22 protein-coding genes are annotated in these 21,919 nt (G+C 52.0%); 14 read left to right on the top strand and 8 right to left on the bottom strand.

The features are described 5' to 3' along the window. Window positions 1-1,821 carry an ABC transporter ATP-binding protein gene (locus Q4E93_RS10490; protein ID WP_303584949.1) on the bottom strand — a complete coding sequence of 607 codons (1,821 nt, stop codon included), beginning with the start codon at window positions 1,819-1,821 and terminating at the stop codon, window positions 1-3. An 88-nt stretch (window positions 1,822-1,909) separates the two neighbouring features. Between Q4E93_RS10490 and Q4E93_RS10485 the strand changes: the two genes are divergently transcribed. Beyond that, window positions 1,910-2,680 (top strand): cupin domain-containing protein, encoded by a 771-nt coding sequence (locus tag Q4E93_RS10485; RefSeq protein WP_303584948.1) that lies wholly within the window; start codon window positions 1,910-1,912, stop codon window positions 2,678-2,680. Window positions 2,681-2,684: 4 nt separating this feature from the next. Here the strand turns inward: Q4E93_RS10485 and Q4E93_RS10480 are convergent, their stop codons facing one another. Then, complete coding sequence (locus Q4E93_RS10480; protein ID WP_303584947.1) at window positions 2,685-3,506, bottom strand: M48 family metallopeptidase; 822 nt, start codon at window positions 3,504-3,506, stop codon at window positions 2,685-2,687. Window positions 3,507-3,608: 102 nt separating this feature from the next. Here Q4E93_RS10480 and Q4E93_RS10475 point away from each other — a divergent pair, with 102 nt between their 5' ends. Together Q4E93_RS10475 and Q4E93_RS10470 are read left to right on the top strand one after the other, a co-directional pair. Further along, window positions 3,609-4,478: an AraC family transcriptional regulator gene (locus Q4E93_RS10475; protein WP_303584946.1), complete on the top strand. Its 870-nt coding sequence runs from the start codon at window positions 3,609-3,611 to the stop codon at window positions 4,476-4,478. 35 nt (window positions 4,479-4,513) lie between these two features. Then, window positions 4,514-5,767 carry a DUF2130 domain-containing protein gene (locus Q4E93_RS10470; RefSeq protein WP_303584944.1) on the top strand — a complete coding sequence of 418 codons (1,254 nt, stop codon included), beginning with the start codon at window positions 4,514-4,516 and terminating at the stop codon, window positions 5,765-5,767. A 13-nt stretch (window positions 5,768-5,780) separates the two neighbouring features. Here Q4E93_RS10470 and Q4E93_RS10465 read toward each other — a convergent pair whose 3' ends face one another. Continuing rightward, complete coding sequence (locus Q4E93_RS10465) at window positions 5,781-6,446, bottom strand: 4'-phosphopantetheinyl transferase family protein (protein ID WP_303584942.1); 666 nt, start codon at window positions 6,444-6,446, stop codon at window positions 5,781-5,783. A 44-nt stretch (window positions 6,447-6,490) separates the two neighbouring features. Between Q4E93_RS10465 and dcd the strand changes: the two genes are divergently transcribed. Beyond that, window positions 6,491-7,027 (top strand): dCTP deaminase, encoded by a 537-nt coding sequence (gene dcd / locus Q4E93_RS10460; RefSeq protein ID WP_303584940.1) that lies wholly within the window; start codon window positions 6,491-6,493, stop codon window positions 7,025-7,027. Window positions 7,028-7,038: 11 nt separating this feature from the next. Here the strand turns inward: dcd and Q4E93_RS10455 are convergent, their stop codons facing one another. Next, window positions 7,039-8,121, bottom strand: coding sequence for a DUF3810 domain-containing protein (locus Q4E93_RS10455; RefSeq protein ID WP_303584939.1), 1,083 nt, complete (start codon window positions 8,119-8,121; stop codon window positions 7,039-7,041). A gap of 88 nt (window positions 8,122-8,209) precedes the next feature. On the opposite strand from Q4E93_RS10455, the gene Q4E93_RS10450 reads away from it, so the two are divergent. Next, on the top strand, window positions 8,210-9,838 hold the full coding sequence (locus Q4E93_RS10450) for an acyl-CoA carboxylase subunit beta (RefSeq protein WP_303584937.1): 1,629 nt from the start codon (window positions 8,210-8,212) through the stop codon (window positions 9,836-9,838). Window positions 9,839-9,846: 8 nt separating this feature from the next. Continuing rightward, the gene (gene rnhA, locus Q4E93_RS10445; protein ID WP_303584935.1) at window positions 9,847-10,314 is read left to right on the top strand and encodes a ribonuclease HI; all 468 of its coding nucleotides are present in this window, start codon (window positions 9,847-9,849) and stop codon (window positions 10,312-10,314) included. Between the two features lie 2 nt (window positions 10,315-10,316). On the opposite strand, the gene Q4E93_RS10440 is transcribed toward rnhA, so the two are convergent. Both Q4E93_RS10440 and manA read right to left on the bottom strand, forming a co-directional pair. Next, window positions 10,317-12,302 (bottom strand): alpha-amylase family protein, encoded by a 1,986-nt coding sequence (locus Q4E93_RS10440; protein WP_303584933.1) that lies wholly within the window; start codon window positions 12,300-12,302, stop codon window positions 10,317-10,319. 4 nt (window positions 12,303-12,306) lie between these two features. Beyond that, window positions 12,307-13,518, bottom strand: coding sequence for a mannose-6-phosphate isomerase, class I (manA, locus tag Q4E93_RS10435; RefSeq protein WP_303584930.1), 1,212 nt, complete (start codon window positions 13,516-13,518; stop codon window positions 12,307-12,309). Between manA and Q4E93_RS10430 the strand changes: the two genes are divergently transcribed. Continuing rightward, a complete protein-coding gene (locus tag Q4E93_RS10430; RefSeq protein WP_303584928.1) occupies window positions 13,517-13,915 on the top strand; it encodes a YraN family protein in 399 nt (132 codons plus the stop codon). The genes manA and Q4E93_RS10430 overlap by 2 nt on opposite strands. Here Q4E93_RS10430 and Q4E93_RS10425 read toward each other — a convergent pair. Beyond that, window positions 13,907-14,404 (bottom strand): YkgJ family cysteine cluster protein, encoded by a 498-nt coding sequence (locus Q4E93_RS10425; RefSeq protein WP_303584926.1) that lies wholly within the window; start codon window positions 14,402-14,404, stop codon window positions 13,907-13,909. The genes Q4E93_RS10430 and Q4E93_RS10425 overlap by 9 nt on opposite strands. Before the next feature lie 91 nt (window positions 14,405-14,495). Between Q4E93_RS10425 and xerD the strand changes: the two genes are divergently transcribed. Beyond that, window positions 14,496-15,395 (top strand): site-specific tyrosine recombinase XerD, encoded by a 900-nt coding sequence (xerD, locus tag Q4E93_RS10420; RefSeq protein ID WP_303584925.1) that lies wholly within the window; start codon window positions 14,496-14,498, stop codon window positions 15,393-15,395. A 2-nt stretch (window positions 15,396-15,397) separates the two neighbouring features. On the opposite strand, the gene Q4E93_RS10415 is transcribed toward xerD, so the two are convergent. Continuing rightward, complete coding sequence (locus Q4E93_RS10415) at window positions 15,398-16,444, bottom strand: T9SS type A sorting domain-containing protein (RefSeq protein ID WP_303584924.1); 1,047 nt, start codon at window positions 16,442-16,444, stop codon at window positions 15,398-15,400. Between the two features lie 86 nt (window positions 16,445-16,530). On the opposite strand from Q4E93_RS10415, the gene Q4E93_RS10410 reads away from it, so the two are divergent. From Q4E93_RS10410 to Q4E93_RS10385, 6 genes are all read left to right on the top strand, one after another. Next, the gene (locus Q4E93_RS10410) at window positions 16,531-17,130 is read left to right on the top strand and encodes an RNA polymerase sigma factor (protein WP_303584922.1); all 600 of its coding nucleotides are present in this window, start codon (window positions 16,531-16,533) and stop codon (window positions 17,128-17,130) included. Further along, window positions 17,127-18,512, top strand: coding sequence for a carboxypeptidase-like regulatory domain-containing protein (locus Q4E93_RS10405; RefSeq protein ID WP_303584920.1), 1,386 nt, complete (start codon window positions 17,127-17,129; stop codon window positions 18,510-18,512). The genes Q4E93_RS10410 and Q4E93_RS10405 overlap by 4 nt, the downstream gene beginning before the upstream one ends. Before the next feature lie 74 nt (window positions 18,513-18,586). After that, on the top strand, window positions 18,587-19,423 hold the full coding sequence (locus Q4E93_RS10400; protein ID WP_303584919.1) for a DUF2911 domain-containing protein: 837 nt from the start codon (window positions 18,587-18,589) through the stop codon (window positions 19,421-19,423). Between the two features lie 106 nt (window positions 19,424-19,529). Further along, complete coding sequence (locus tag Q4E93_RS10395; RefSeq protein ID WP_303584917.1) at window positions 19,530-20,093, top strand: hypothetical protein; 564 nt, start codon at window positions 19,530-19,532, stop codon at window positions 20,091-20,093. Window positions 20,094-20,145: 52 nt separating this feature from the next. After that, a complete protein-coding gene (locus Q4E93_RS10390; protein ID WP_303584916.1) occupies window positions 20,146-20,709 on the top strand; it encodes a carboxymuconolactone decarboxylase family protein in 564 nt (187 codons plus the stop codon). An 11-nt stretch (window positions 20,710-20,720) separates the two neighbouring features. Next, a complete protein-coding gene (locus Q4E93_RS10385) occupies window positions 20,721-21,917 on the top strand; it encodes an MFS transporter (RefSeq protein WP_303584914.1) in 1,197 nt (398 codons plus the stop codon). The last annotated feature ends 2 nt before the right edge of the window (window positions 21,918-21,919 follow it).

Below are 21,919 nucleotides of genomic sequence, written 5' to 3'. Positions count from 1 at the left end.
CTAGCGGTATCCCGCCGCCTGCAAATGAAAGAGCTCCGCATAGCGCCCCTCCTTTTCCAACAGCTCCTCGTGGCTGCCGATCTCCAGCAATTGTCCCTTGTCCAGGACTAGGATACGGTCCGCCATCCGTACCGTGGAGAACCGGTGGGAGATCAACACCGCACTTTTACCCCGGGTAAGGTCGGCAAAACGCTGGAAGACCTCGTATTCTGCCCGTGCGTCCAATGCCGCCGTCGGTTCGTCCAGGATCAGCAATTGAGCTTCCCGCATATAGGCCCTGGCCAGGGCTACCTTCTGCCATTCACCGCCGGAAAGCTCCACCCCCTGGTGAAAGCGTCTGCCAAGGGCCTGGTCATATTGATCGGGGAGTCGCAGCGCCAGCTTGTCCGCAAGGCTTTGTTGGGCCGCCGACTCGATGAGCGCCCTATCGTCCTTATGAACGATATTGCCTACGGCGATGTTCTGGGCGAAAGTCATCTGATAACGGAGGTAATCCTGGAAGATGATGCCGATATTACGCCGGAGCGCCTCCGGATCATATTCTCTCAGATCGAAGCCATCGAGGAAGATCTGACCTTCGACGGGGTCGTACAGCCTCGCCAGCAATTTGATAAGGGTGGTCTTCCCTGCCCCGTTCTCACCTACCAGGGCCAGTTTCTCTCCCGGTTTTAAGGTAAAGGACAGGTGCCGGATAGCCCAACGCTCGGAGTTCATATAACGAAAGCCGACATTCTCGAATGTGAAACCCTCTCTGATCTTTTTGGGAAAAGGTCGCGGATGGTCGGCGACCTTGATGCGGGGTTGGATCTCAAAAAATTCGAAGAGGTCCCGGAGGTAAATAGCCCCCTGGGATACACTGGTAAACCGGCTTAGAATACCTTCCAGAAGAGACCGGAGCTGACGGAATGAACCGGCCAGGAATGTGAGGTCGCCGATGGAAAGAGCTCCGCTTACAGACCTCCATATAATTATCATATAAGCTATATAATAGCCTATTGATCCGATAAATGCGAATATGGCGCCCCAGGTGGAACGACGAACACTAAGGCTTTTGTTGTCCAGGTAAAACTTTTCAGAAAGCGTTCGGAATCTGCCAATCAGGAAGTCTGATAAATTAAAAAGTTTAACCTCTTTGGCCGTGTCATCGCTCGCGCCCAGATAACGGATATAATCCAGCTCCCGTCTTTCTGTGGTCTGCTGCCGGGTGAGTGCGTAAGTCTTATCGTTAAAGTAGGATTCTCCCAGGAAAGCAGGTATCACGGCAATGAGGAGCAGAACGATCAGCCAGGGATTGAAAGCCATCAACCCCGCTGTAAGGAATGCCATGGTCACCAGGTCCTGGACCTGGCTGAGCACCTGGGATAAAAGGACCGTGCGGCCGGTGGTCTGCTGCCGGGCCCTTTCCAGCTTGTCATAAAAAGTGGAATCCTCGAATTGATCCAGATCCAGGCTGGCGGCATGCCGCATGATCCTGATGGAAGTAAAATTAGCGAACAAGTCTCCTAATAAGCTATCCATCAGAGAAATAGATCTACTTAATGCATCTGATGCGATTGCCAGTCCAAATTCCAGAGCGATCAATTCCCAAAGGTGGTGTATCCCTTCAGGAGACGTATTGTGCGTTTTGGAAAGGAGGATCACCTGGTCGATGATCAGTTTACCGACATATAAGATGGCAACGGGTGTGGCGGAACGGGCAATGCGGAGGATCCCATTGACCACCATGATCCGGGGGCTAGTCTGCCATACGAGCCGGAAGAACCTGGGGAGGTTGCGTAAAGCTTCCAGCCGCTCCTTTAAAGTCAGGGGCTCTGATTTCATTGTTTTACTAACGGAATTATGGATGCAAGGTTCGAAAGAACATGCCAGCTGGAGCATTTTTGCTTATATTCCATTAAAATTTCACGATATGCGTAGCCTGGCGATGCTGGTCTTTTTTAATTTATCCGTTCTCTTCTCTTATGCTCAAACTCCGGTGGGCGATACCCTCACCGCCCGGGTGGCCGTATGGAATGATCTCCCGCTTTCTTCCGGTCAGGGGGTGATGAACAGGCAGGTGCTGAAAGGCGCTACAAGAGACCTTTCTTTATTGGATATACGGGCCATCACCCTGGAGGCAGGCGTCATCTTACCCGCCTATGGGTCCGATGCCGATGAGTTGATCATCGTCAAGGAAGGCAAGCTGGATGTTTCTTTCGGCGATGTGGACAAGGTCCTGGGGCCCGGCGGGGTGGCCCTTTTCTCCGCGGGGGAAAAATACAGCATCGAGGACGGGGACAGCATTCCTGCCAGTTATTACATACTGCGGTTCAGGAGCAGGGCAGTCAAAGACCCCTCCCGCGCCGCCCCTCCCTTCCTGGTGGATTGGAAAGAGATGATGACCAGGCCCACGAACAAGGGCGAGAGCCGGCAGATATGCAGCCGGCCCGCAGTCTGGCTGGGGAAGATCGATATGCATGCCACGACCCTCAATGCCGGCGAAATAAGCCATCCGCCACATGTTCACCGGTCGGAAGAACTCATCCTCATGCGTTCAGGAAAAGTGCAGGAATATATTGGCGGCAAATACTATCCCGCCACGGCAGGCGATGTGATCTACCTTCCTTCCCAGGTACCCCACGCATTGGAGAACAAAGGCAGCGGACGATGTGAATATTTTGCGCTGCAGTGGGCATTATGACCCATTATTTGCCTCCTGCCTGACGGTAGTATTTCAATGCTTCGGGCATCAGCTCCTGCAATTTTGCGATACGGTCAGCATCCGCAGGGTGATCGCTGAGAAGAACCGGCGGCTTTTCTCCGCCCATCGCGGCCATGCGCTGCCAGAAAGGAACCGCTTCCCGGGGATCATAGCCCGCCATGGCGGCAAAAATAAGCCCATAATGATCGGCTTCATATTCATGTTTGCGTCCATAAGGCAAAAGGACACCCACCTCTGATGCAGGAGCATATACCTGGTTAAAGATGCTGACAGTCTGAGGATTGCTTCCCAATGCCACGTTGCCGGCTACCTGTATGCCCTGCGCGAGCATTTGCTGGCTCATTCTCTCCCGGCCATGACCCGCCACGGCATGAGTGATCTCATGTCCCAGTACAATGGCCAGTGCGTTCTCATTCTGTGTGATGGGCAGCAGTCCTGTATAAACGACCACTTTTCCACCAGGCATGCACCAGGCGTTTACCTCCTTGCTTTCTACCAGGTTAAATTCCCAATTGTAGCCTTCCAGGGTGCTGCCTAATCCCTGGGACTGGTAATATTTGCCAATGGCGGCTGCGATGCGGGAGCCGACCCTTTTCACCATTTCGCTGTTGTTATTCGCCACCGGCACCACCTTATTGGTGTTAAGAAAGCTTTTGTATTGCGTAAGCGCCATAGACTGGACCTCGCTTTCTGAAACGAGCGAAAGCTGGTTGCGACCGGTGATCGGATTTCGTTTACACGAGAGTGTGCACAAGATGCCCGCCAGTAGCAGGACTGAAAGATTTTTATTCACGGTGATTTTCATGTTTTAGCACTACAAAATTAGAATTTTCACGTCGGATTCAGCCATATAGAGGTAAATTTGTCAGAAGGCCCTGTTCAGGCGGGCCAGTGTAAATCGTCGCGCATGAAGCCCAGGCTATTAAAAGTTCCCAAAACCCCGGCACATTCATTCAGTGTCCGCGAAGACAGGGACCCTTATATCAACAATCGCTGGCATTATCACCCTGAAGTAGAACTGATCTATTTTCACGAGGGCGGGGGTACACAGTTCGTGGGCGATCATATCAAGCGATTCGATTCCGGCGATATTATCCTGGTAGGTTCCAATCTCCCTCACTATTGGCGTCATGACGACGTATACTTCAACGAGAATAGTCTATGCAAAGTTCATTCCACGGTGATCCATTTTTCGGAGAATTTCTGGGGCGAGGCTTTCTTACAGCTGCCGGAGACGAAGGCCATTCGTAATTTGCTGGATAAGGCCCGTCGTGGATTGCAGGTCAGCGCCCGTGAGCAACGCCGGATAGCTGTTCTCGTGGAGAAGATCCGGAGCAGCGAGGGCGTGGGGCGGATCATAGCGCTGATCGAGTGCCTTTCTGCGTTTGCTGCCGCCCCGGATGTGCAGCTGCTTTCTTCGATTGGTTTCCGTCACGATTTCTCCGAAGTGGAGAATGAGCGGATCAATGCCATCTATGATTATACCTTCCGTCATTTTCCTCAGAAGATCTACCTGGAGCAGGTGGCGGCAGTGGCAGGGCTGGTGCCTAACTCTTTCTGCAGATATTTCAAATCCCGCACCGGCAAGACATATACGCAGTTTGTTACGGAGATACGGGTCGGACATGCGTGCAAGCTGCTGATCGACAACCGGATCAGTATAAAGCAGCTGTGCTTTGAGAGCGGGTTTTCCAATTTTACCTGCTTTCATAAGAATTTCAAGATGATCACGGGCAAAAGCCCGCAGCATTATCTGAAGGAGCATTTGATGGGGTGAGATCCCTTTCTTAATTTGCAAAAAAATTTAGCCTTATGGCGACAGATATAAAGTGCCCAAATTGCGGTCACCAATTTGCGATGGAAGAAGCCGTATCCGAGGAATACAAGAATGAGCTGAGAGAGCAGATGCAGACCTTCCTGAAAAGCAAAGAGAAAGAATTCCAGAGAAAAGAACAGGAACTCCTCCATCACTCCCAACAACAGGAAGCTGCCTTCCTCCGCAAGCTGGAAGAGGAAAAACGCCTGATACAGCTTAACACAGAACAATCTCTCCGCAAATCCATCAGCACCGACTATGAGATCAAGCTCCGGATGCTGGAAGACGCCAATAAGGATAATGAGGAAAAGCTGAAGCTATCCCGCCAGAAGGAGCTGGAATTCCTGAAAAAAGAACAGGAGCTGAAAACTAAAGAAGCGGAAATGGAACTCTCCGTACAACGCCGGATGCAGGAAGAAAGAAGCAAGCTGACGGAAGAGATCCGTCACCTGGAAATACAAAAGACCGCTGCCAGGGAAAACGACCTGCTCCTGAAGATGAAAGAGCTGGAAAAACAGCTGGACGATCAGAAAAAGCTGGCTGAGGAAATGAAACGAAAGGCCGAGCAAGGTTCCATGCAATTACAAGGAGAAGTGCAGGAGCTGGCCCTGGAGCAATTATTACGCTCCAGCTTCCCCTTCGACGAGATCAGCGAGGTAGGCAAAGGCATCCGCGGCGCCGATTGTATCATGACGGTCCGCAACAATTATGGCCAGGAATGCGGCAGGATCATTTATGAAAGCAAACGTACGCAATCCTTCTCCCCTGAATGGATCGAAAAGCTAAAAGCCGACATGCGCAACCAGGGTGCCCATGTGGCCGTCATCGTCACACAGACTATGCCAAAAGACATGGAATGTTTTGGCGAGAGGAATGGCGTTTGGATCTGCTCGTTCTCGGAGGTCAGGGCCCTCTCTTTTGTCCTTCGGGACGGTATCATCAGGGTCTTCAACGCCGCCAAATCCCAGGAGAACAAAGGCGACAAAATGCAGCTGCTGTACAACTATCTCACCAGCGGTGAATTCAGCGAACAGTGGAAGGCCATCCGGGAAGGGTTCCTCACCATGAAACAATCCATTCAAAAAGAAAGGGACACCATGGAAAGATTGTGGAAGGCAAGGGAAAAACAGCTGGAAAAGGTCTTGCTCAATGCCGCTCATGTCCGGGGCTCGATAGAAGGCATCGCCGGCAAGGACGCCATCGATGTTCAGTTGTTGGAGGACGACCCTGACCAGGATCTGCTGGATTAGCCCCACGGAGCGGTCAGGTCAATAGCCACGCCAGGATAAGCGCCTGTTCATCGAAGATCCTCCCCTCAATGCCCAGGTGGATCCTTTTTCCCTTGTCAAATACAAAAGGCAGCTTGACAGCATCCCCATCCATCGTGATATTGCCTTCCAGGTGCATATGCCGCTTGAAGTCGAGCTCGCCTCGCCCATACCACTTGAAGATGGCCTCCTTGGCGCTCCATATCATGGTCAGGAACTCCTGGTGAACCCGCCCGCGTAACCCCCATTGCTCCAGGAACAACGCATATTCTTCATTGAAATAATGCGCCTCGTCCTCAGTGAGGAATTTTCGGGCCACCGTTTCTATCCGGGGGGTGATCACTTCGATATCCACCCCTACCCTGCTGTTACCGCTGACAATGGCGGCAGCATATTCACCGCAATGGGAAATGGAAAAATGATATTTCTCGCTGGCCAGGAAAGGCTGCCTCGTATCCGCGACCCGGATCTCCTCCAGGGGGAAATCCTCAAAAAGGAAGGAAAGCAGGTATCTGCCCGCCAGGTGCTGCAGCCGCTTGTAGGGATGAGAGACATTTCTTTTCAAAGGCACTTTCTCCAGGAAGAAGGATTCGGGCTCTTCGATACGCCAAATACCAAGTTTTGTATCCTGGTTGATATTATGTTGATAAAAAAGGGGCATCTTTAAAATTATAACAGCAACTTGCAAACTTAACCAATTTCACCATGATCTTATCTGATTTGCGCATACTGGAGGAGATGGAAAAAGGCTCGATCAGGATCGTACCCTACGATCGCACCTGCCTGGGCAGTAATTCCTATGATGTACACTTAGGCAAATGGCTGGCCACCTATAAGGATCATATATTAGATGCAAAAAAACATAATGAGATAGAATATTTCGAGATCCCGGAAGAGGGCTTTGTATTGTATCCGCACGTCTTTTACCTGGGCGTTACCCATGAATATACGGAGACCCATGCGCATGTCCCGTTCCTGGAAGGCAAATCCTCCACAGGCAGATTGGGTATCGATATCCACGCAACGGCAGGCAAAGGCGATGTAGGCTTCTGCGGCAACTGGACGCTGGAGATCTCTGTCAAGCAGCCGGTGAAAATATACAAGGGCATGCCGGTGGGACAGCTGATCTACTTTCCTGTAGAAGGAGAGATTGAAGTAAAATACAACCAGAAGAAAGACGCTAAGTACAGCGGACAGCCCGACAAACCCATCGAAAGCATGATGTGGAAGAATAAATTCTGACAAATCCGGGATTAAAGGGCCTCCCAGCCATGCTTTTTCCCATAAGCTATCAGCCAGGCGATGACCTCGTTATACGTGCGCATACCCTGGGGCTGCCGGTTAGCGCGCAGGTACCGTCCATACAACCGCCTGAATACAGGTTCGAAAGGATTCTCATATTGACGGTTGAATCGTTGCAGCTCTTTAAAGTCCGCCTTTACAGCGGGAGATAATTGTTTCCTCAAGGGCTGCAACAGTGTGGAATCCCGCAAATACAGCTCCCTTGCAGCATACAGATAAAGATCGAAATAAACGGAATAACGGAACGCTGGGTCGCTTGACGAACGGGCGGCAAGATAGCCCGCAAAATTGGCTTCATTCTCCCTGGCATAACCCAGTTGATGTCCTATCTCATGGCAGGTGGTGTATGGTTGGGAGAAGACGGGAACAGTAGTATTCACCTGCGCCTCGCCGGTGAAAGGGTTATAATAGCCCCCAAAACCAAGGTAATCTCCCAGGTAACCATAGATAGAGGTTTTTACAGAAGCCGAAGGATAGGCAAATCGCCTATCCTGTGCCGAAAGCGCTTCATACGAATGGGTGGCGCCCTGGAATATCGAGCTGTTATGGGCCAGGGCAGCCCGCTGCAGGTGCGCCAGGCTGTCTTCGTCATTGATCCTCGCGACCACCGCCCGTAACAGGGTGTCCAGTTCACTGGTGGAGTAGGCCTGTACGTTCAGCTGCAGCTGATAGACGATCCCACGGCGATCGTAGTTAAGGCCCCAGGATAGGTTGAAGTAGGTGTAGACCAGAAGAAGTATGAAGAGGGTATGCTTTGCCAAGGCCAGCCACCAGGCCCGGCCGGTTTGCCCGCGTATCAGCCTTTTGAGGAGGGATATGAGCCCGTATATAAGGCCCATTACTGCCACAGCATACAAAATATCGCCGATGCTGAAAGGAAGCCATCCGAACAACAGGCGCTGGATACGGGCAATCACCGGGTAAATACCCATGGAATAATATTTCTCGACGGCATCGGAGGAAAAAGAAAGAAGCTTAATGCCGACGGCAAGCGCTATCAGGATTATCCAGGCTAATTTAGATTTACCTAACATACCGCTAAAAATACTGTAAATATTAGAGCATCCATGTTAAATTGCACCCTATAATTCCACCTAACCTGGTGGACAAATTGCGCCGCCTATGAACATAGACTTTAACAAGAACGAGGACGTCATGAAGATGGCGCTCAGCCAGCTGAGAACACGGCTGGATAAGATCGCATTGGGTGGCGGCAAAAAAGCCATCGAGAAGCAACGGGAGAAAAATAAGCTTACGCCCCGCGAGCGTATTGCCTACCTCGTGGATGAGTCCAGCCCATTCATTGAGCTCGGCGCCCTGGCAGGTTACGAAATGTATGAAGAGCAGGGCGGATGCCCCGCGGGTGGTACGGTAGCCGGCATCGGATATGTCAGCGGCCGGCAATGTGTGATCATAGCCAACGACCAGACCGTAAAGGCAGGCGCATGGTTTCCCATTACGGGAAAGAAGAACCTGCGAATGCAGGAAATAGCGATGGAAAATCTTCTGCCTGTGATCTACCTGGTTGACAGCGCGGGGGTCTTTCTCCCCATGCAGGATGAGATCTTCCCGGACAAAGAACATTTCGGCCGCATCTTCCGTAACAACGCCCGGATGAGCGCCATGGGCATCACCCAGATCGCCGCTGTAATGGGTGCCTGCGTAGCCGGAGGAGCCTATCTTCCGATCATGAGCGATGAAACATTAATGGTGGAAGGCAATGGGTCCATTTTCCTGGCGGGCCCCTATCTGGTCAAGGCCGCCATTGGAGAGGACATCGATACGGAAACCCTTGGCGGCGCCATGACGCATACTGAAATATCCGGCATCGCTGATTATAAATTCAAAACTGAGCAGGAATGCCTGGACCAGGTAAAAAAGATCATAGGCAAGCTGGGGGCCTCTCCGGCGGGTATTTATGACCGGACGACGCCTGCCGCACCGCAAAAAAGGCCCGAAGAATTGCACGGCATTCTGCCGGAAGACGGTTCGAAACCATATGACATGCTGGAGATCATCCATCGCATCGTGGATAATTCCGCCTTCGAGCAGTTTAAAGAAGACTACGGCAAAACGATCCTTTGCGGATATGCGCGGATCGACGGCTGGGCGGTAGGCATCGTGGCCAATCAGCGGAAGATCGTCCGGAATAGAAAAGGAGAAATGCAGATGGGGGGTGTCATCTACAATGACAGCGCGGATAAGGCCGCCCGTTTTATCATGAACTGCAACCAGAAAAAGATCCCCCTGGTGTTCCTCCAGGATGTCACGGGCTTCATGGTCGGTTCCCGCAGTGAGCATGCCGGCATCATCAAAGACGGGGCAAAAATGGTGAACGCAGTAGCCAATAGTGTAGTGCCGAAGATCACCATCATCATCGGTAATTCATATGGGGCAGGCAACTATGCCATGTGCGGCAAGGCCTACGACCCCCGTTTCATCTATGCCTGGCCGACGGCCAGGATCGCCGTCATGGGTGGAGACCAGGCTGCCAAAACCCTCCTGCAGATCCAGGTCAGCGCCCTGAAAAGCAAAGGTCAGGTGATCGACCCGGCCGAGGAGCGTCGGCTGCTGGATGAGATCAAAGGCCGCTATGAAAAACAAACGACGCCTTATTATGCCGCCGCACGCTTATGGGTAGACGCGATCATCGATCCGGCCGACACCCGTAAAGTGATCTCGGAAGGACTGCAGGCGGCAGCACATAACCCGGACCTGCCGGCATTCAGCACAGGCGTGATACAAGTCTAATATCATTTATGGCAAACAACGAACTGGTGATGTATACAGACGGCTCATCCCGCGGCAACCCCGGCCCGGGAGGCTATGGGACAGTCTTATTCTGGGGAGGTCATCGCAAAGAGCTTTCACAAGGTTATAAGCGCACGACGAACAACCGCATGGAGCTGATGGCTGTCATCGCGGGACTGGAGGCGCTGAAAAAGGACGGGCTGAAGATCACTGTTTATTCCGACAGCCAATATGTGGTGAAGGCCTGGGAACAAGGCTGGCTGAAGAACTGGATCGCCACCAACTTCAAGGGAGGTAAAAAGAACAAGGACCTCTGGCTGCACTTCTATGAGCTGGCTAAAAAGAACACTATCCGCTTTGTCTGGGTGAGAGGACACGCGGACAACCCGCACAACAATCGCTGTGATGAGCTGGCTACAGCGGCAGCCGATGGCGGCCATCTGCTGGTGGACGAAGGATATGAAGAAGGTGATTGAGATCAGTCCTGCCGGTAAATGACGGCATCCGCAGGCGGAACGGAGATGGTCAACATTCCCGGCTGCAGCACAGCTCCTGAGAATAATTCTTTTAATGGCTTTTTTGAAATACCCCAGCGGATGGGGTCAATGGTATAGTGCAGCACCTTATCGCTGTAATTGAAGATGGCGATGGAGGTATGTTTTCCCTCCCTGCGTACAAAGAAATTCCCGGCCTGATCGCCCGTATTGCCCTCTACAGGCCTGAACGCCCGCCCTGCTCGCGCGACCTCCACCAAGTCCTTATTTTGCAGCAATATTTTTGCCGTGGAATGCCAGTTTCCCGGTGTCGAATAATCATCGCCTGTTATCAATGTGCCTGTAATAAGAGCGGAAGCCAGTCGGGCGCGGTTCACGCCAGGCGGTTCTGCCTTGAATACGATGTGATCCGCATCGACGTAATCGTACAGTTTATCCTGCCACCAGCCATAAGTAGTGCTGTTCAGCGTATAGGCCGTCTCATTGATCCCGCTGTAGGCGTCACAGGCGATGCGGCGCATGTGCACAAAACGGGCCGTAGCGAGGTTGGGCGAGATGGCGGCGTACATTAGCATCTTCCCCTCCAGCTGACCCGCGAGGAATTCCATTCCCTCACGGAAGGCCTGCATGCCTGTATGGACGGATTTGTCATAGAATTGATCCGCCTCCAGTGCCGCATGACCGAGGAAATCAATCTTGATCATCCTGAAGCCGCACGCTTTAAAGTGCCTGATGACCAGGGCGATCCTTGCCAATGTGCCCGGATGCGTAGGGTCCAGCGCCCTGGCGCCATCCAGGTCATTATAGTTCCCATTTTGCCGGACCCAGCAATCCGCATAGTTGTAATCCGAGCCTTCCATTTTGCGGGGGGACTTGCCCCAGTCCACAAATGGCGCCCAATAGATGCCGGGCTGAAATCCCTTGCTTTTACAATAGTCGCAGAATTCCTTCAGCCTGCTGTAGTCGCCCTCGAGACCGCCCTGCAAGAGCATGTCCCAGTAAGAGTCCAGGTCGATGTACAAAGTATTGTCAGCAGTACGAAAATTACTGCAGGAGTCATGAAAGAAATCTACGACGGCTTTGGCTTTGGGTAAAGTCAGCTTATCCTGCATGGCGCCCCAGCTATTCCATCCGAAAGTGGTAGCGTTGGACCATCGGGGCACCTGACGCATCCGGGCATGAGTGGCATAATCCTCCAATCCGGCACGCCAGTCATCATACCAGCCTACCATGATTACGGGACTCGTACAAAAATGGTCTGGTTCAGCCATCACCGTTCCATGTCCTATCAGATCGTGGGTATATGTCTTGTCGGTATAACCCCCGAAGGCCGAGAGCTGCGTAATTTTCCCCGAGTCGGCTCCTTTGATCGTGATGCCCGTTTTCCATGTCAGTTGCATGAGCGCCCCCAGGACCAGCCCACTACGGCTGGCATTATTGTAAAGGGCAGTTACTTCGGCGCTGGTGAAGTCGGCTAACCCCAAAGGAAAAGCGTTATAACGAACCCAGGCATCGTTGTCGAATGGCACCAGCAATGCCCTGTCCTCATCGCTTGCATCGAGGTAGGCGTGCTGCGTGGTCAGTGGCGACATATAATTGCAACCGGTGGCCTCGATCCTTACCGATGTAGTAAAAACTTTCTCCCCCTTGCGTATGTAGAATCGCTGATCCATCACCGGACGCCCGCCGCCCGAGGATTGGACCATATAGACCATTTCACCCTCACCGCGGGGAAAAGTAGTCCACCGGTGGAAGGTATAGGAGATGCTGCTGTCCGCACGATCTCCCGACCTGCAGACAGCATAGGCGTCTTTTATCACTGTCCGCCCTTTAAAGATTACGTCGTAGGTGCCTTTGCGGAGATCATACCGAATGTGGCTGTTGTCACCGAATGGAATGTCCTTTATTTGAGCCAGCGTCGTCAACGCAACAAGACATGACAGGAAGGATACGACTATTTTAACTTTCATATTCTCAGGCTTTGGGTACGGAGGCCCTGTATAACAGTGTATCCTGATCCGCCCGCAGACTGATCTTCGCCTTGTCGAAAGCAATGAAAGCATCTCCGGCTTTCCGGTCAAAACCGTTGCTGTCCTCTACCTGTACCTTTCCTTCGAGCACCAGGAATATTTCCACGGAGTGAGACTGTATGGTCACTATTTCCCCCGCCTGAAGGTTGATCTTGCTCAGCTCGAAGTCGGGAGCGGGAGTCTTATAAATGACGATATGCCCCGGCGTATTGTTTTCCCTGATGATATGGGGATGGGTGGCTTCAAACCGGACATGCTTCAGGAGTTCGGGAACATCGACATGTTTGGGCGTTAGTCCGCCCCGAAGCACATTATCGGAATTGGCCATGATCTCTACGTTCTGCCCCTCCAGGTAGGCATGGGGCAGTCCGGCATCCTGAAAAACGGCCTCTCCCGGATGAACGTTCACCAGGTTGAAGAAATAAACGGAAAAAATGCCCCTGTCGATCTTATCCCCTTCATTGTACGTAAGGGCCGCACGGGCGGCCCAGAAATCCTCGTCCTGTTTGCGGAGCAGCTTCTGCTGGTAGAGAGGTATGATCCTATCCAGAAGGGGCTTCAATAAGGCATTCACTTCCTGCTGCGGCATCTCCATCACTTCCTTGTACAATTCTTTATATCCGCCCATGGAAAAGACGGGCAGCAGGAAGCGCAGTTCGGGGACTGTGGACAATGTATGCATCAGCTCTTCCTCCGGCTTGAACCCATGCAACAGCCAGAAATCGCTAAGCGCGAGCATCAGTTCCGGCTTGTGATTATCGTCCTTATAGTTACGATGGGGTGCGCCAAGCGCGATGCCCTTCTCATTTTCCATCGCAAACTCAAGCTCCGCATTCTTCTTGGTAGGATGCACCTGGATCGACAGCATATCCTTTACGTCCAGGATCTTCAATAAATAGGGAAGCCTGCCGAATCGCTGCGCTACGGCAGCCCCCAGACTGGTCTCCGGCTGTAGACGGACATACTCGTTCAGCTTCGCTGGCTCTGCGCCTTCCAGCTCCGCAGGAGCATTGTCGTGGGCGCCCAGCCAATATTCTGCGAATGGTTTGTTCTCCGGGTTGGCTACGGAAAGCAGCTTAGACAAATAGGTCTGGCCCCCCCAGGCATACTGCTGTATCTTTCCTTTTAGCTTAAAAACATTTTTTCCCTGCTGCATGAATGAAATTATTTTGCAAATAAAAGGAAAAAGGATGGCCCGGCATAATGATCTTGGAAAGTGGGGAGAAGACCAGGCGGCCGGATGGCTCGTGGAACAGGGGTTTCTCGTACGGCACAGGAACTGGCGGTACCGGCGCGGTGAAATAGACATCATCGCCACACGTGGAGAAGCCTATCATTTCATAGAGATCAAATGCAGCATCGGAAATACTTTCGGGTATCCTGAAGAAAGAGTGAGCAAAGCCAAGCTGAGAACGATGATGCGCACCGCTTCCCATTGGTTGTATAAGCATGCCGTGCCTGTCGAAAAGAGAGTCCAGTATGATGTGCTGGCTATTCGGCTGATGGATGGAAAACCCCTGGAATACCTGCTTTTCGAAGATGTTTCACTTTAGCTTTTCCTGGATGTATTCCACCAACCGGTAAGTGGCAGGACAATATTCGATGTTCTGCTGGTACATATGCATGTATTCCACCATCTTCCTTTTCGTGTGATGAGGGAAGCCGGCGCAGTCCGCAGGACGCACGGCATAGATATTACACATATTGGTTTCCAGGTCCAGGAACTGACAGGGCTGCTTCACATTCATCCAGTCGCCGGTCCTGTCCTTATACAACCATTTTTCACGAAATGCTGCATCCGTCATGCCCAGGTGGGCTGAGATCCGCTTTACGTCCTTTTTGGTATAGGTAGGCGACATCGTTTTGCAGCAATTGGCGCAGTCCAGGCAGTCCGTATGTGCCCAGGCATGCTTGTCAGCCTCGGCCTTCAAAGTGTCCAGGCCCCGGGGAGGATTGTTCCTTAGTCTTGTCAGATATCCTTTGATGCGTCTTTTATTGTTACGAACAATCTGCCGGAAGCTACGTAGGTTGACGGTTGCCATGCGTGATATTATGAAAAGGCAAATATGGAGCAAAGGTGTCATGATACAAAGAAAATTTTCAGGTTTGTTCATTAAAGTTTAAACTTGCCGCATGTGGGAGCCCTATAAGAAAGGATATAAGGCATGGTTGCAGCTGGAGAAATCCCTCTCGGAAAATTCCGTGGAAGCTTATTTGCGTGACATCGACAAGCTGACACAATTTCTGGAGACCTCCCGGTCCATAAAGCCTCCCGAAGCCATCGGGCTGAAAGACCTGCAGGCTTTCCTGCAGTGGATCGGCCAGCTGGGGCTTGAGCCGGCTTCCCAGGCCCGGGTATTATCAGGCATCCGGTCCTTTTATAAATATTGCTATATTGAACAGATCGTAAAAAAAGATCCCACCACCCTGCTGGAGTCGCCCAGGTTGAAAAGGGCCCTGCCGGATGTCCTCAGTTTTGAAGAGATAGAATCGATCATCGGGCAAATCGACCTCAGCAAGCAGGAAGGGGGACGGAATAAAGCTATCCTGGAAACGATGTACAGCTGTGGGCTTCGTGTCAGCGAAGTCGTTAACCTCCGTATCTCTTCCCTCCACCTGGACCTGGGATTTATCCGCGTCATTGGGAAAGGGGATAAGGAACGTTTGGTACCTATAGGAACATCCGCCGTGAAATATATCCGGATCTATCAGCACGACATCCGCGTGCATATGCCGCTGAAGCCGGGCAATGAAGATATTCTCTTTCTCAACCGAAGGGGCAGCAAACTCAGCAGGGTGATGATCTTTTTAATGCTGAAAGAGCTGACCCGGCAGGCTGGCATTGAGAAGAACATTTCGCCGCATACTTTCCGTCATTCTTTCGCCACCCACCTGGTGGAGGGAGGCGCCGACCTGCGGGCTGTCCAGGAGATGCTGGGGCATGAGAGCATCACCACCACAGAGATCTATACCCACCTGGACAGGGAATACCTAAGGGAGACGCTGCATCGGTTCCATCCGGCATTCAAATAGCGTTATAGCACTACCAATTTCTGTATGGCCGTCCTGCCCGTAGATTCGTTTAACAATTTGACGATATAAGTTCCCGCAGCCATCGTCTCCGGGATGTTCATCAGCGCTGTCCTGGCACCTTCCACGCCTTCCATACGCATCGTTTCGACAAGGGCACCTGAGGTGGATATCAGTTGTGCAATATAATTACCTGCCTTAATGTCCCGGAGCGAGATGGTCACCGACACCCCTCTGGCCACGGGGTTGGGATAAACAGTGAAAGGTGTTTTAACAAGTCCCAGGAATGCAAGCGTATCCTGCCAGATAGTCGTTCTACGAACTACGGATACCAATCCCATTGTACGGCGGCAAGTGGACGTTCCATAGGCGACGACCGTCACATCTCCCAGTACTTCCGCGGTCCGGGAGAGAGAAATGGTCAGCACAGTTCCGCTGAAAAAGCGCTTATCCACTGGGAGGATCCTCGATCTATATCCTATAGCGGTTATTTCCAACGCAGACGCTGAAAGGAGTTTTTCCGGTTCGATGGAGACCCTGCCTTCGTTGTCTGCGGAAAAGGAGGCTTTATCCAGGCGTATGGTGGCGCCTGGTACAGCCTCGCCCGTTGTCGAATCCACGATCTCTAATTTCCCGATCGTAATGTCTGAGTGCTGCACCCTACGAACGCCGCCGACCACTATTTGTTTATTATTACTACTGGCCGGAGGGTTATTGAATTTTATGACGGGCGGATCAGGCGCTTTATCCTGTGCGGAAACTTCCGATGAAAGCAGCAGCCCTGTCAGTAAGAACTGCCACACGGCCCATCGATTTTTTTTTGGAGGCCGTGAAGGAGATAAGTCCCTGTTGAGCTGGTCCTCCATAAACCGGCCACAAACGGACTTTCCGGTACCCGACAGCCAGGAGAGTATCTCCTGGTCGCTCATCATCGTAAAGTCTATAACTGTCCTTTGGCAGGAGCCGCAGAAGCGTCCGTCCGCCTCGGGCTGCATTTCGCTCCATTGCTCGTGGCAGGGCTCGGCGATAGATAATTGTGTTTTTTCTGGCATAAGCGTTCATTTCCTTCATGATGTCGCCTGCGCAGAAATTACACAAGCCCTGCCGAATTTTAGTTATTTTAGGCCCTGTAATCACGGTGCCTTTTATAAAGAACATACCATCTCATTCTGCGGGCGACGCCGAGCTGATAGCAGCTTACCGGCAATCGGGCGACCTTTCCCTTCTGGCAGCCGTCTACCAGCGATATATGGACCTGTTGTACGGCGTCGCATTGAAATACCTGGGAGACCCCGAGGCTGCCAGGGATGCAGTGATGGCTATATTCGAAGAACTGGCACAAAAGCTGCTCAAACATGAGGTGGAGAACTTTAAAGGCTGGCTGTATACCCTGGCTAAGAACCACTGCCTGATGCAGTTACGTTCCGCAAAACGGATGAGGACCGGTGAATTCGACCCCGACCATATGCAAACGGGGGAAGAATTGCATCTGAATGGTGTATTTGAAAAGGAACAGCAGCTGGATAAGCTGTCGAAATGCCTGGAGTCCCTGTCGCCCGAACAAAAGACGACCGTCGAGCTGTTTTATCTACAGCACAAATGCTATAAAGACATCGGGGCGATGACGGGTCTGGAATGGAATAAGGTGAGAAGTTATATACAAAATGGCAGAAGGAACCTGAAGATCTGCATGGAGCAGCAGGAGCTTAACATACAACCTATTGTGAAAATAAAATGAGCGATAAGGATAAGCATATTCCCACTTATACTGCCTCGGATATTGAAAAATACCTGAGCGGGGAGCTCTCTGCCCCCGAAATGCATGCATTGGAACGTGCGGCCCTGGATGATCCTTTCCTGGCTGATGCGCTGGATGGCATAGCCCTCCACCGGAGAATGCCCCAACAGACGGTATTCAGTAAGGATATGGCCGAACTGCGGGAAAGGCTCCAGGAGCGGGTGAAGAGCAGGGAGAAAGGCAAACCCCGCGTGATCTCCCTTGGCATGCGGTATGCAGCTGCCGTGATATTGCTGCTGGGATTGGGAGTTACGGCTTATTACATGCTGTCGGATAAGAGAATGGCGGACGCCTCGCTGGCAAAGACAGAGCACAGACCTGCTGCGCCTGTGATACATCCGGATACGACGACGACGCCTGCCGCTGCCACCCCGGCGCCGAAAGACACGAATACCCTTGCAGTTAATAATACAGCGCCATCAGCACCCGTATTGAAAAAAAGTCGTCAGGCCAGTTCTGGCAATGGTATCGCCGCTGACGATAAGGTGAAAGCCGAAGAGAATACAATACTGGGCGATGTGGCGGTACAGGCCGAAGCGCAAACAGTCGCCCCGTCCCCATCCGGGAAAGTAGTGACGGCCGATACGATAAAGCTGCGTTGGGATACCTTGTCTCTTGCCAGCAATCACAAGTACGACCGCGAAACCTGGGCACGGCAGGAGAAAAAAGCCGCAGACGTTCATGCCTTCAGTTTCGACAAAACCACGGCAGCGGATCAGCTGGTATTTTCCGGAAAGGTGACTGACGTGCATAACCGTCCCTTACCGGGCGCTTTCCTGTCCCTGAAAAATAATGCAAATATCAACGCCACCACCGACAGGAACGGCTACTTCAACCTTCGCCTGAATAAAATGGATACCAGTTCCGCCGTGGTGGTGAATTATGTCGGTTATGAGCAGGCCTCCCTTGCCCTCAACCCGGAGAACACGAAAAGCAATATCATTCAACTGCAGCCCCAGTCAGCCTCGCTGAATGAAGTAACCATCGTTGGCTACGGTGCCAAACGGAAAGAGCTGCTGAGACAGAATATCGATGCACCGCAAAAAGCCCTCTCCACCCTGGCCGTTCCGGCAGATGGGTGGCCCGCATACAAAACCTATCTCGAATCCAATAAGTCTTCGGTCAGCCTGGATTCAACCCTCCGGGGGGGTGAGACCATTTCCTTCATCGTAGACAGGAACGGCAAATTATCTTCTTTCAAAGTGGAACAATCCATCTCACCGGCCCATGATTCATTGGTTACCCGCATCGTCCGGGAGGGTCCTGCATGGAGGCTGCTGTCAGGTAAGAAAGCCCGCGCAAGAGTGATCCTCACCTATTAATTAGGACCGTTCATCGAAACTTAAACGGGACATTAAGTCCCATTCGTGTAAATTCGGCCTCTAAATATTTACACATGCAAAGGTCAATGCTATTGTTTGCGTTATTCTCTTCATTGTATTTCTCCGGCATGGCGCAGTCCGTCAAAACGCCCGCGCCCTCTCCTCCCCAATTTGTCCGCCAGGATTTCGGCCTTTCGAATATCGAGCTCTCCTATTCCCGCCCGGGTGTGAAAGGCCGCACGGTCTTTGGCGACCTGGTGCCTTACGGCAAGGTCTGGAGAACAGGCGCCAACCAGGCCACGACCCTGACCTTCGGTGACGACGTGATCATCGGAGACACAAAGGTCCCGGCCGGTAAATATGGACTTTTAACCATCCCGGCCCAGGATGAATGGACATTCATTATCACGCGTCAGCTGGATGTCACCAGCCCGGCGGCATATAAGCAGGACCAGGACGTCCTCCGTGTAAAAGCCTCCCCCCATGAGCTGCCTTTTGCGCTGGAGACCTTCACCATCCTCTTTGCAGATGTGACCTCCAATAGCTGCAACCTGCAGATTATCTGGGACAAGACAGCAGTATCCCTCCCCATCCGGACAGACATTGACACCCGGATCATGGCCCAGATAGACAATGCCTTGAATAAGGACAACCGGCCTTATTACACGGCGGCCGTGTACTACCTGGACAACGGGAAAGACCTCAACAAGGCCCTGGAATGGTTTGACAAGGCGATCGCTCAGGACCCCAAGGCGTTTTACGCTGTTTATCAGAAAGCCCGCTGCCAGGCTAAGTTGGGTAAGAAACAGGAAGCCATCACTACGGCAAAGAAGTCCATCGAGCTGTCAAAGCAGGCCAACAACGCCGATTATGTTGCCCTGAACGAAAAGCTCATTGCTTCATTGCAATAATACCCCCCTACAACTATCACAACACCGTGTGACCTACACACGGTGTTGTCGTTCTATACACGTATTTAGTTCTCCATTTTGAGAAAATTCCCTAATTTGTCAATGATTGCGCACGCTTGCGGCCATACTGCTATGGGGAATATTCCTTTTCAACTGGGTCGGTTACAGGCTCGTAAGTAACTTTATGCAGCAGCAGGCCACCCGGCAGATGGAGGAACAGCTTAATAACAGCCAGTACGATGAATCCCAGCTCATTTCCCTTAAAGTCCCAATAACCCATCTTAGCTACTACAATTGTTCCAGCACCTTCGAAAGAGTGGATGGACAGATCGAGATCAATGGCATTCCCTATCAGTATGTCAAGCGCCGCATCTGCAACGATTCGCTGGAGCTGCGCTGCATTCCTAACCAAATGGCGCTGCGGCTACGGTTGTCCAGGGATGAATACTTCAGGACCATCAATGATATTCAAAGCTCCCAACGGCACCAGCAGCAGCCCGCTCTTCCCTGCACGGTCAAATCCTTTGTGTCAGATCCTTATTTGCTGACCAGCTCTTTCCAGCTGAATGCTCCTCTATCCTTTAAAATAACCTATCACTATTTCTATTCCGAACAGGTCATTTGGATCCCACGCGTCATTGAAGAACGGCCTCCCAGCCGGCAAGCCTGATCCCTTATCTCGCATATCCATCTCTTTTATCAGACCCCTTAAAGGATGTAACATGTCTTATATACCACTGGAAACCCATTTGCCTGGTATCACCGGGCTGCTGGAATACCGTCAGGACAGCGCTAAGCCCATCCGCGAATTAACACAGCTGTTATTGCGGGGTCCGTCCTCGCTGACAGAAGGCGAACGGGAATTGATCGCTACCATCGTATCATCACGTAATCAATGCAGCTTTTGCACGGCGGCTCATACTGCGGCGGCCGATATTCTATTGGAAGAGGACAAAACCTCGGCAGCCGTCAAACAGGATATCGCCTCCGCCCCGGTGACCGAAAAGATGAAGGCCTTACTCCTCATCGCGGCCCAGGTGCAGGAGAGCGGCAAAAGCGTCACCCCCTTCTCCATCGCCAACGCAAAAGAAGCCGGGGCCACCGACATGGAGATCCACGACACGGTGCTGATAGCCGCCTTATTTTGCCTGTACAACCGCTATGTCGATGGTCTCGCTACGGCAACGCCATCCGACCCTGCTTTTTATCAGGGATTGGGACAAAGGTTGAAGCAGCATGGATATAATCGCCTGCCCAACGGTTACGACCATTTAAAAAAGAAATAATTCTCCATCGTATGAATAAAACAGGCCTTTTCGCAATTTGTTTTGTGAGCAGTCTTTTTGGAGGCGTCGTTTCCACCCTGATGTCGGTGTATCTTCCCGTAGCCGTCAAAGATTTGTTAGGCGATGTCTCGCAGGAAAAATTAAACGATGTAAGCGCCTATATCAATTCAGTATTCATTTTCGGCTGGATGTTCGGAGGCGTCGTCTGGGGGATTGTCTGTGACAGGCTCGGAAGAGCCCGGGCGGTGATGCTTTCCACCTTTTGTTATGGATTGTTCACCCTGCTGACAGCAGCGGCACCTTCATGGCTGCTGGTGATGGCCTGCCGCTTTCTATCAGGTTTTGGCGTGGGTGGCGTGTTAGTGACCACAACCATCCTGATTTCCGAGACCTGGACGGGAAAGAAAAGAGCCGTGGCGCTGGGCATCTTATCCATCTCTATCCCGGTGGGTATATTTTCAGCGGGGTTGATCAATTACTTCCTACCCGGTTGGAGGCAGGCTTTCCTGGTAGGCGCCATCCCATTGTTGCTGTCTTTCCTTGCTTTCTTTGTGCTGAAGGATCCGGGCAAATGGACAGCGGCTGCACAAACAGCTGCCGTCAGCTCCGACAAGGGATTTCTTTCCCGTGCCTACCGGCCCAATATATGGAAGGGGTCGCTGATCTTCGGGACCATGCTCATCGGCATGTGGGCGATTTTTTCATGGCTGCCTACCTGGGTGCAAAGCCTTTCCTCCCATACGGATGCCCAGCATGAGCGGGGGTTGAGCATGATGCTATTGGGAGCCGGCGGTTTAACAGGCGGCTTTATCTCCGGCTGGGTGGCGCATGCCATTGGTTTGCGGCGGACGATGCTGCTATGTTTTGCCGTTTGTTTCGCCATGGCCTTTTTCCTGTTCAAGCTCAATCATTCATTTTCGGGCCTGGCCTATGCGGGGATCGCGATCCTGGCCATCTTTTTCGGCATCAGCCAGGGAGCGTTGTCCGCCTATATCCCGGAGCTGTTCCCAATGGCCGTTTGCGCTTCCGCCACAGGCTTCTGTTTCAATGTAGGCAGGTTATTCACGGCTACTGCCGTATTTTTTGTCGGAGCGCTGGTGAGCTTCTTCGGCGGATACAGCAATACTATTTTTATTTTCTCCTTCATTTTTATCATCGGACTGATAGCTACCTGGTATACCCGGGAAAAAGCTATTCCACAAAACTGACG

Source organism: Flavitalea plasmicola (genome assembly GCF_030546645.1).
In the GTDB taxonomy this organism is placed as follows: Bacteria; Bacteroidota; Bacteroidia; order Chitinophagales; family Chitinophagaceae; genus Puia.
This window is presented reverse-complemented; position numbering and strand designations above follow the sequence as displayed.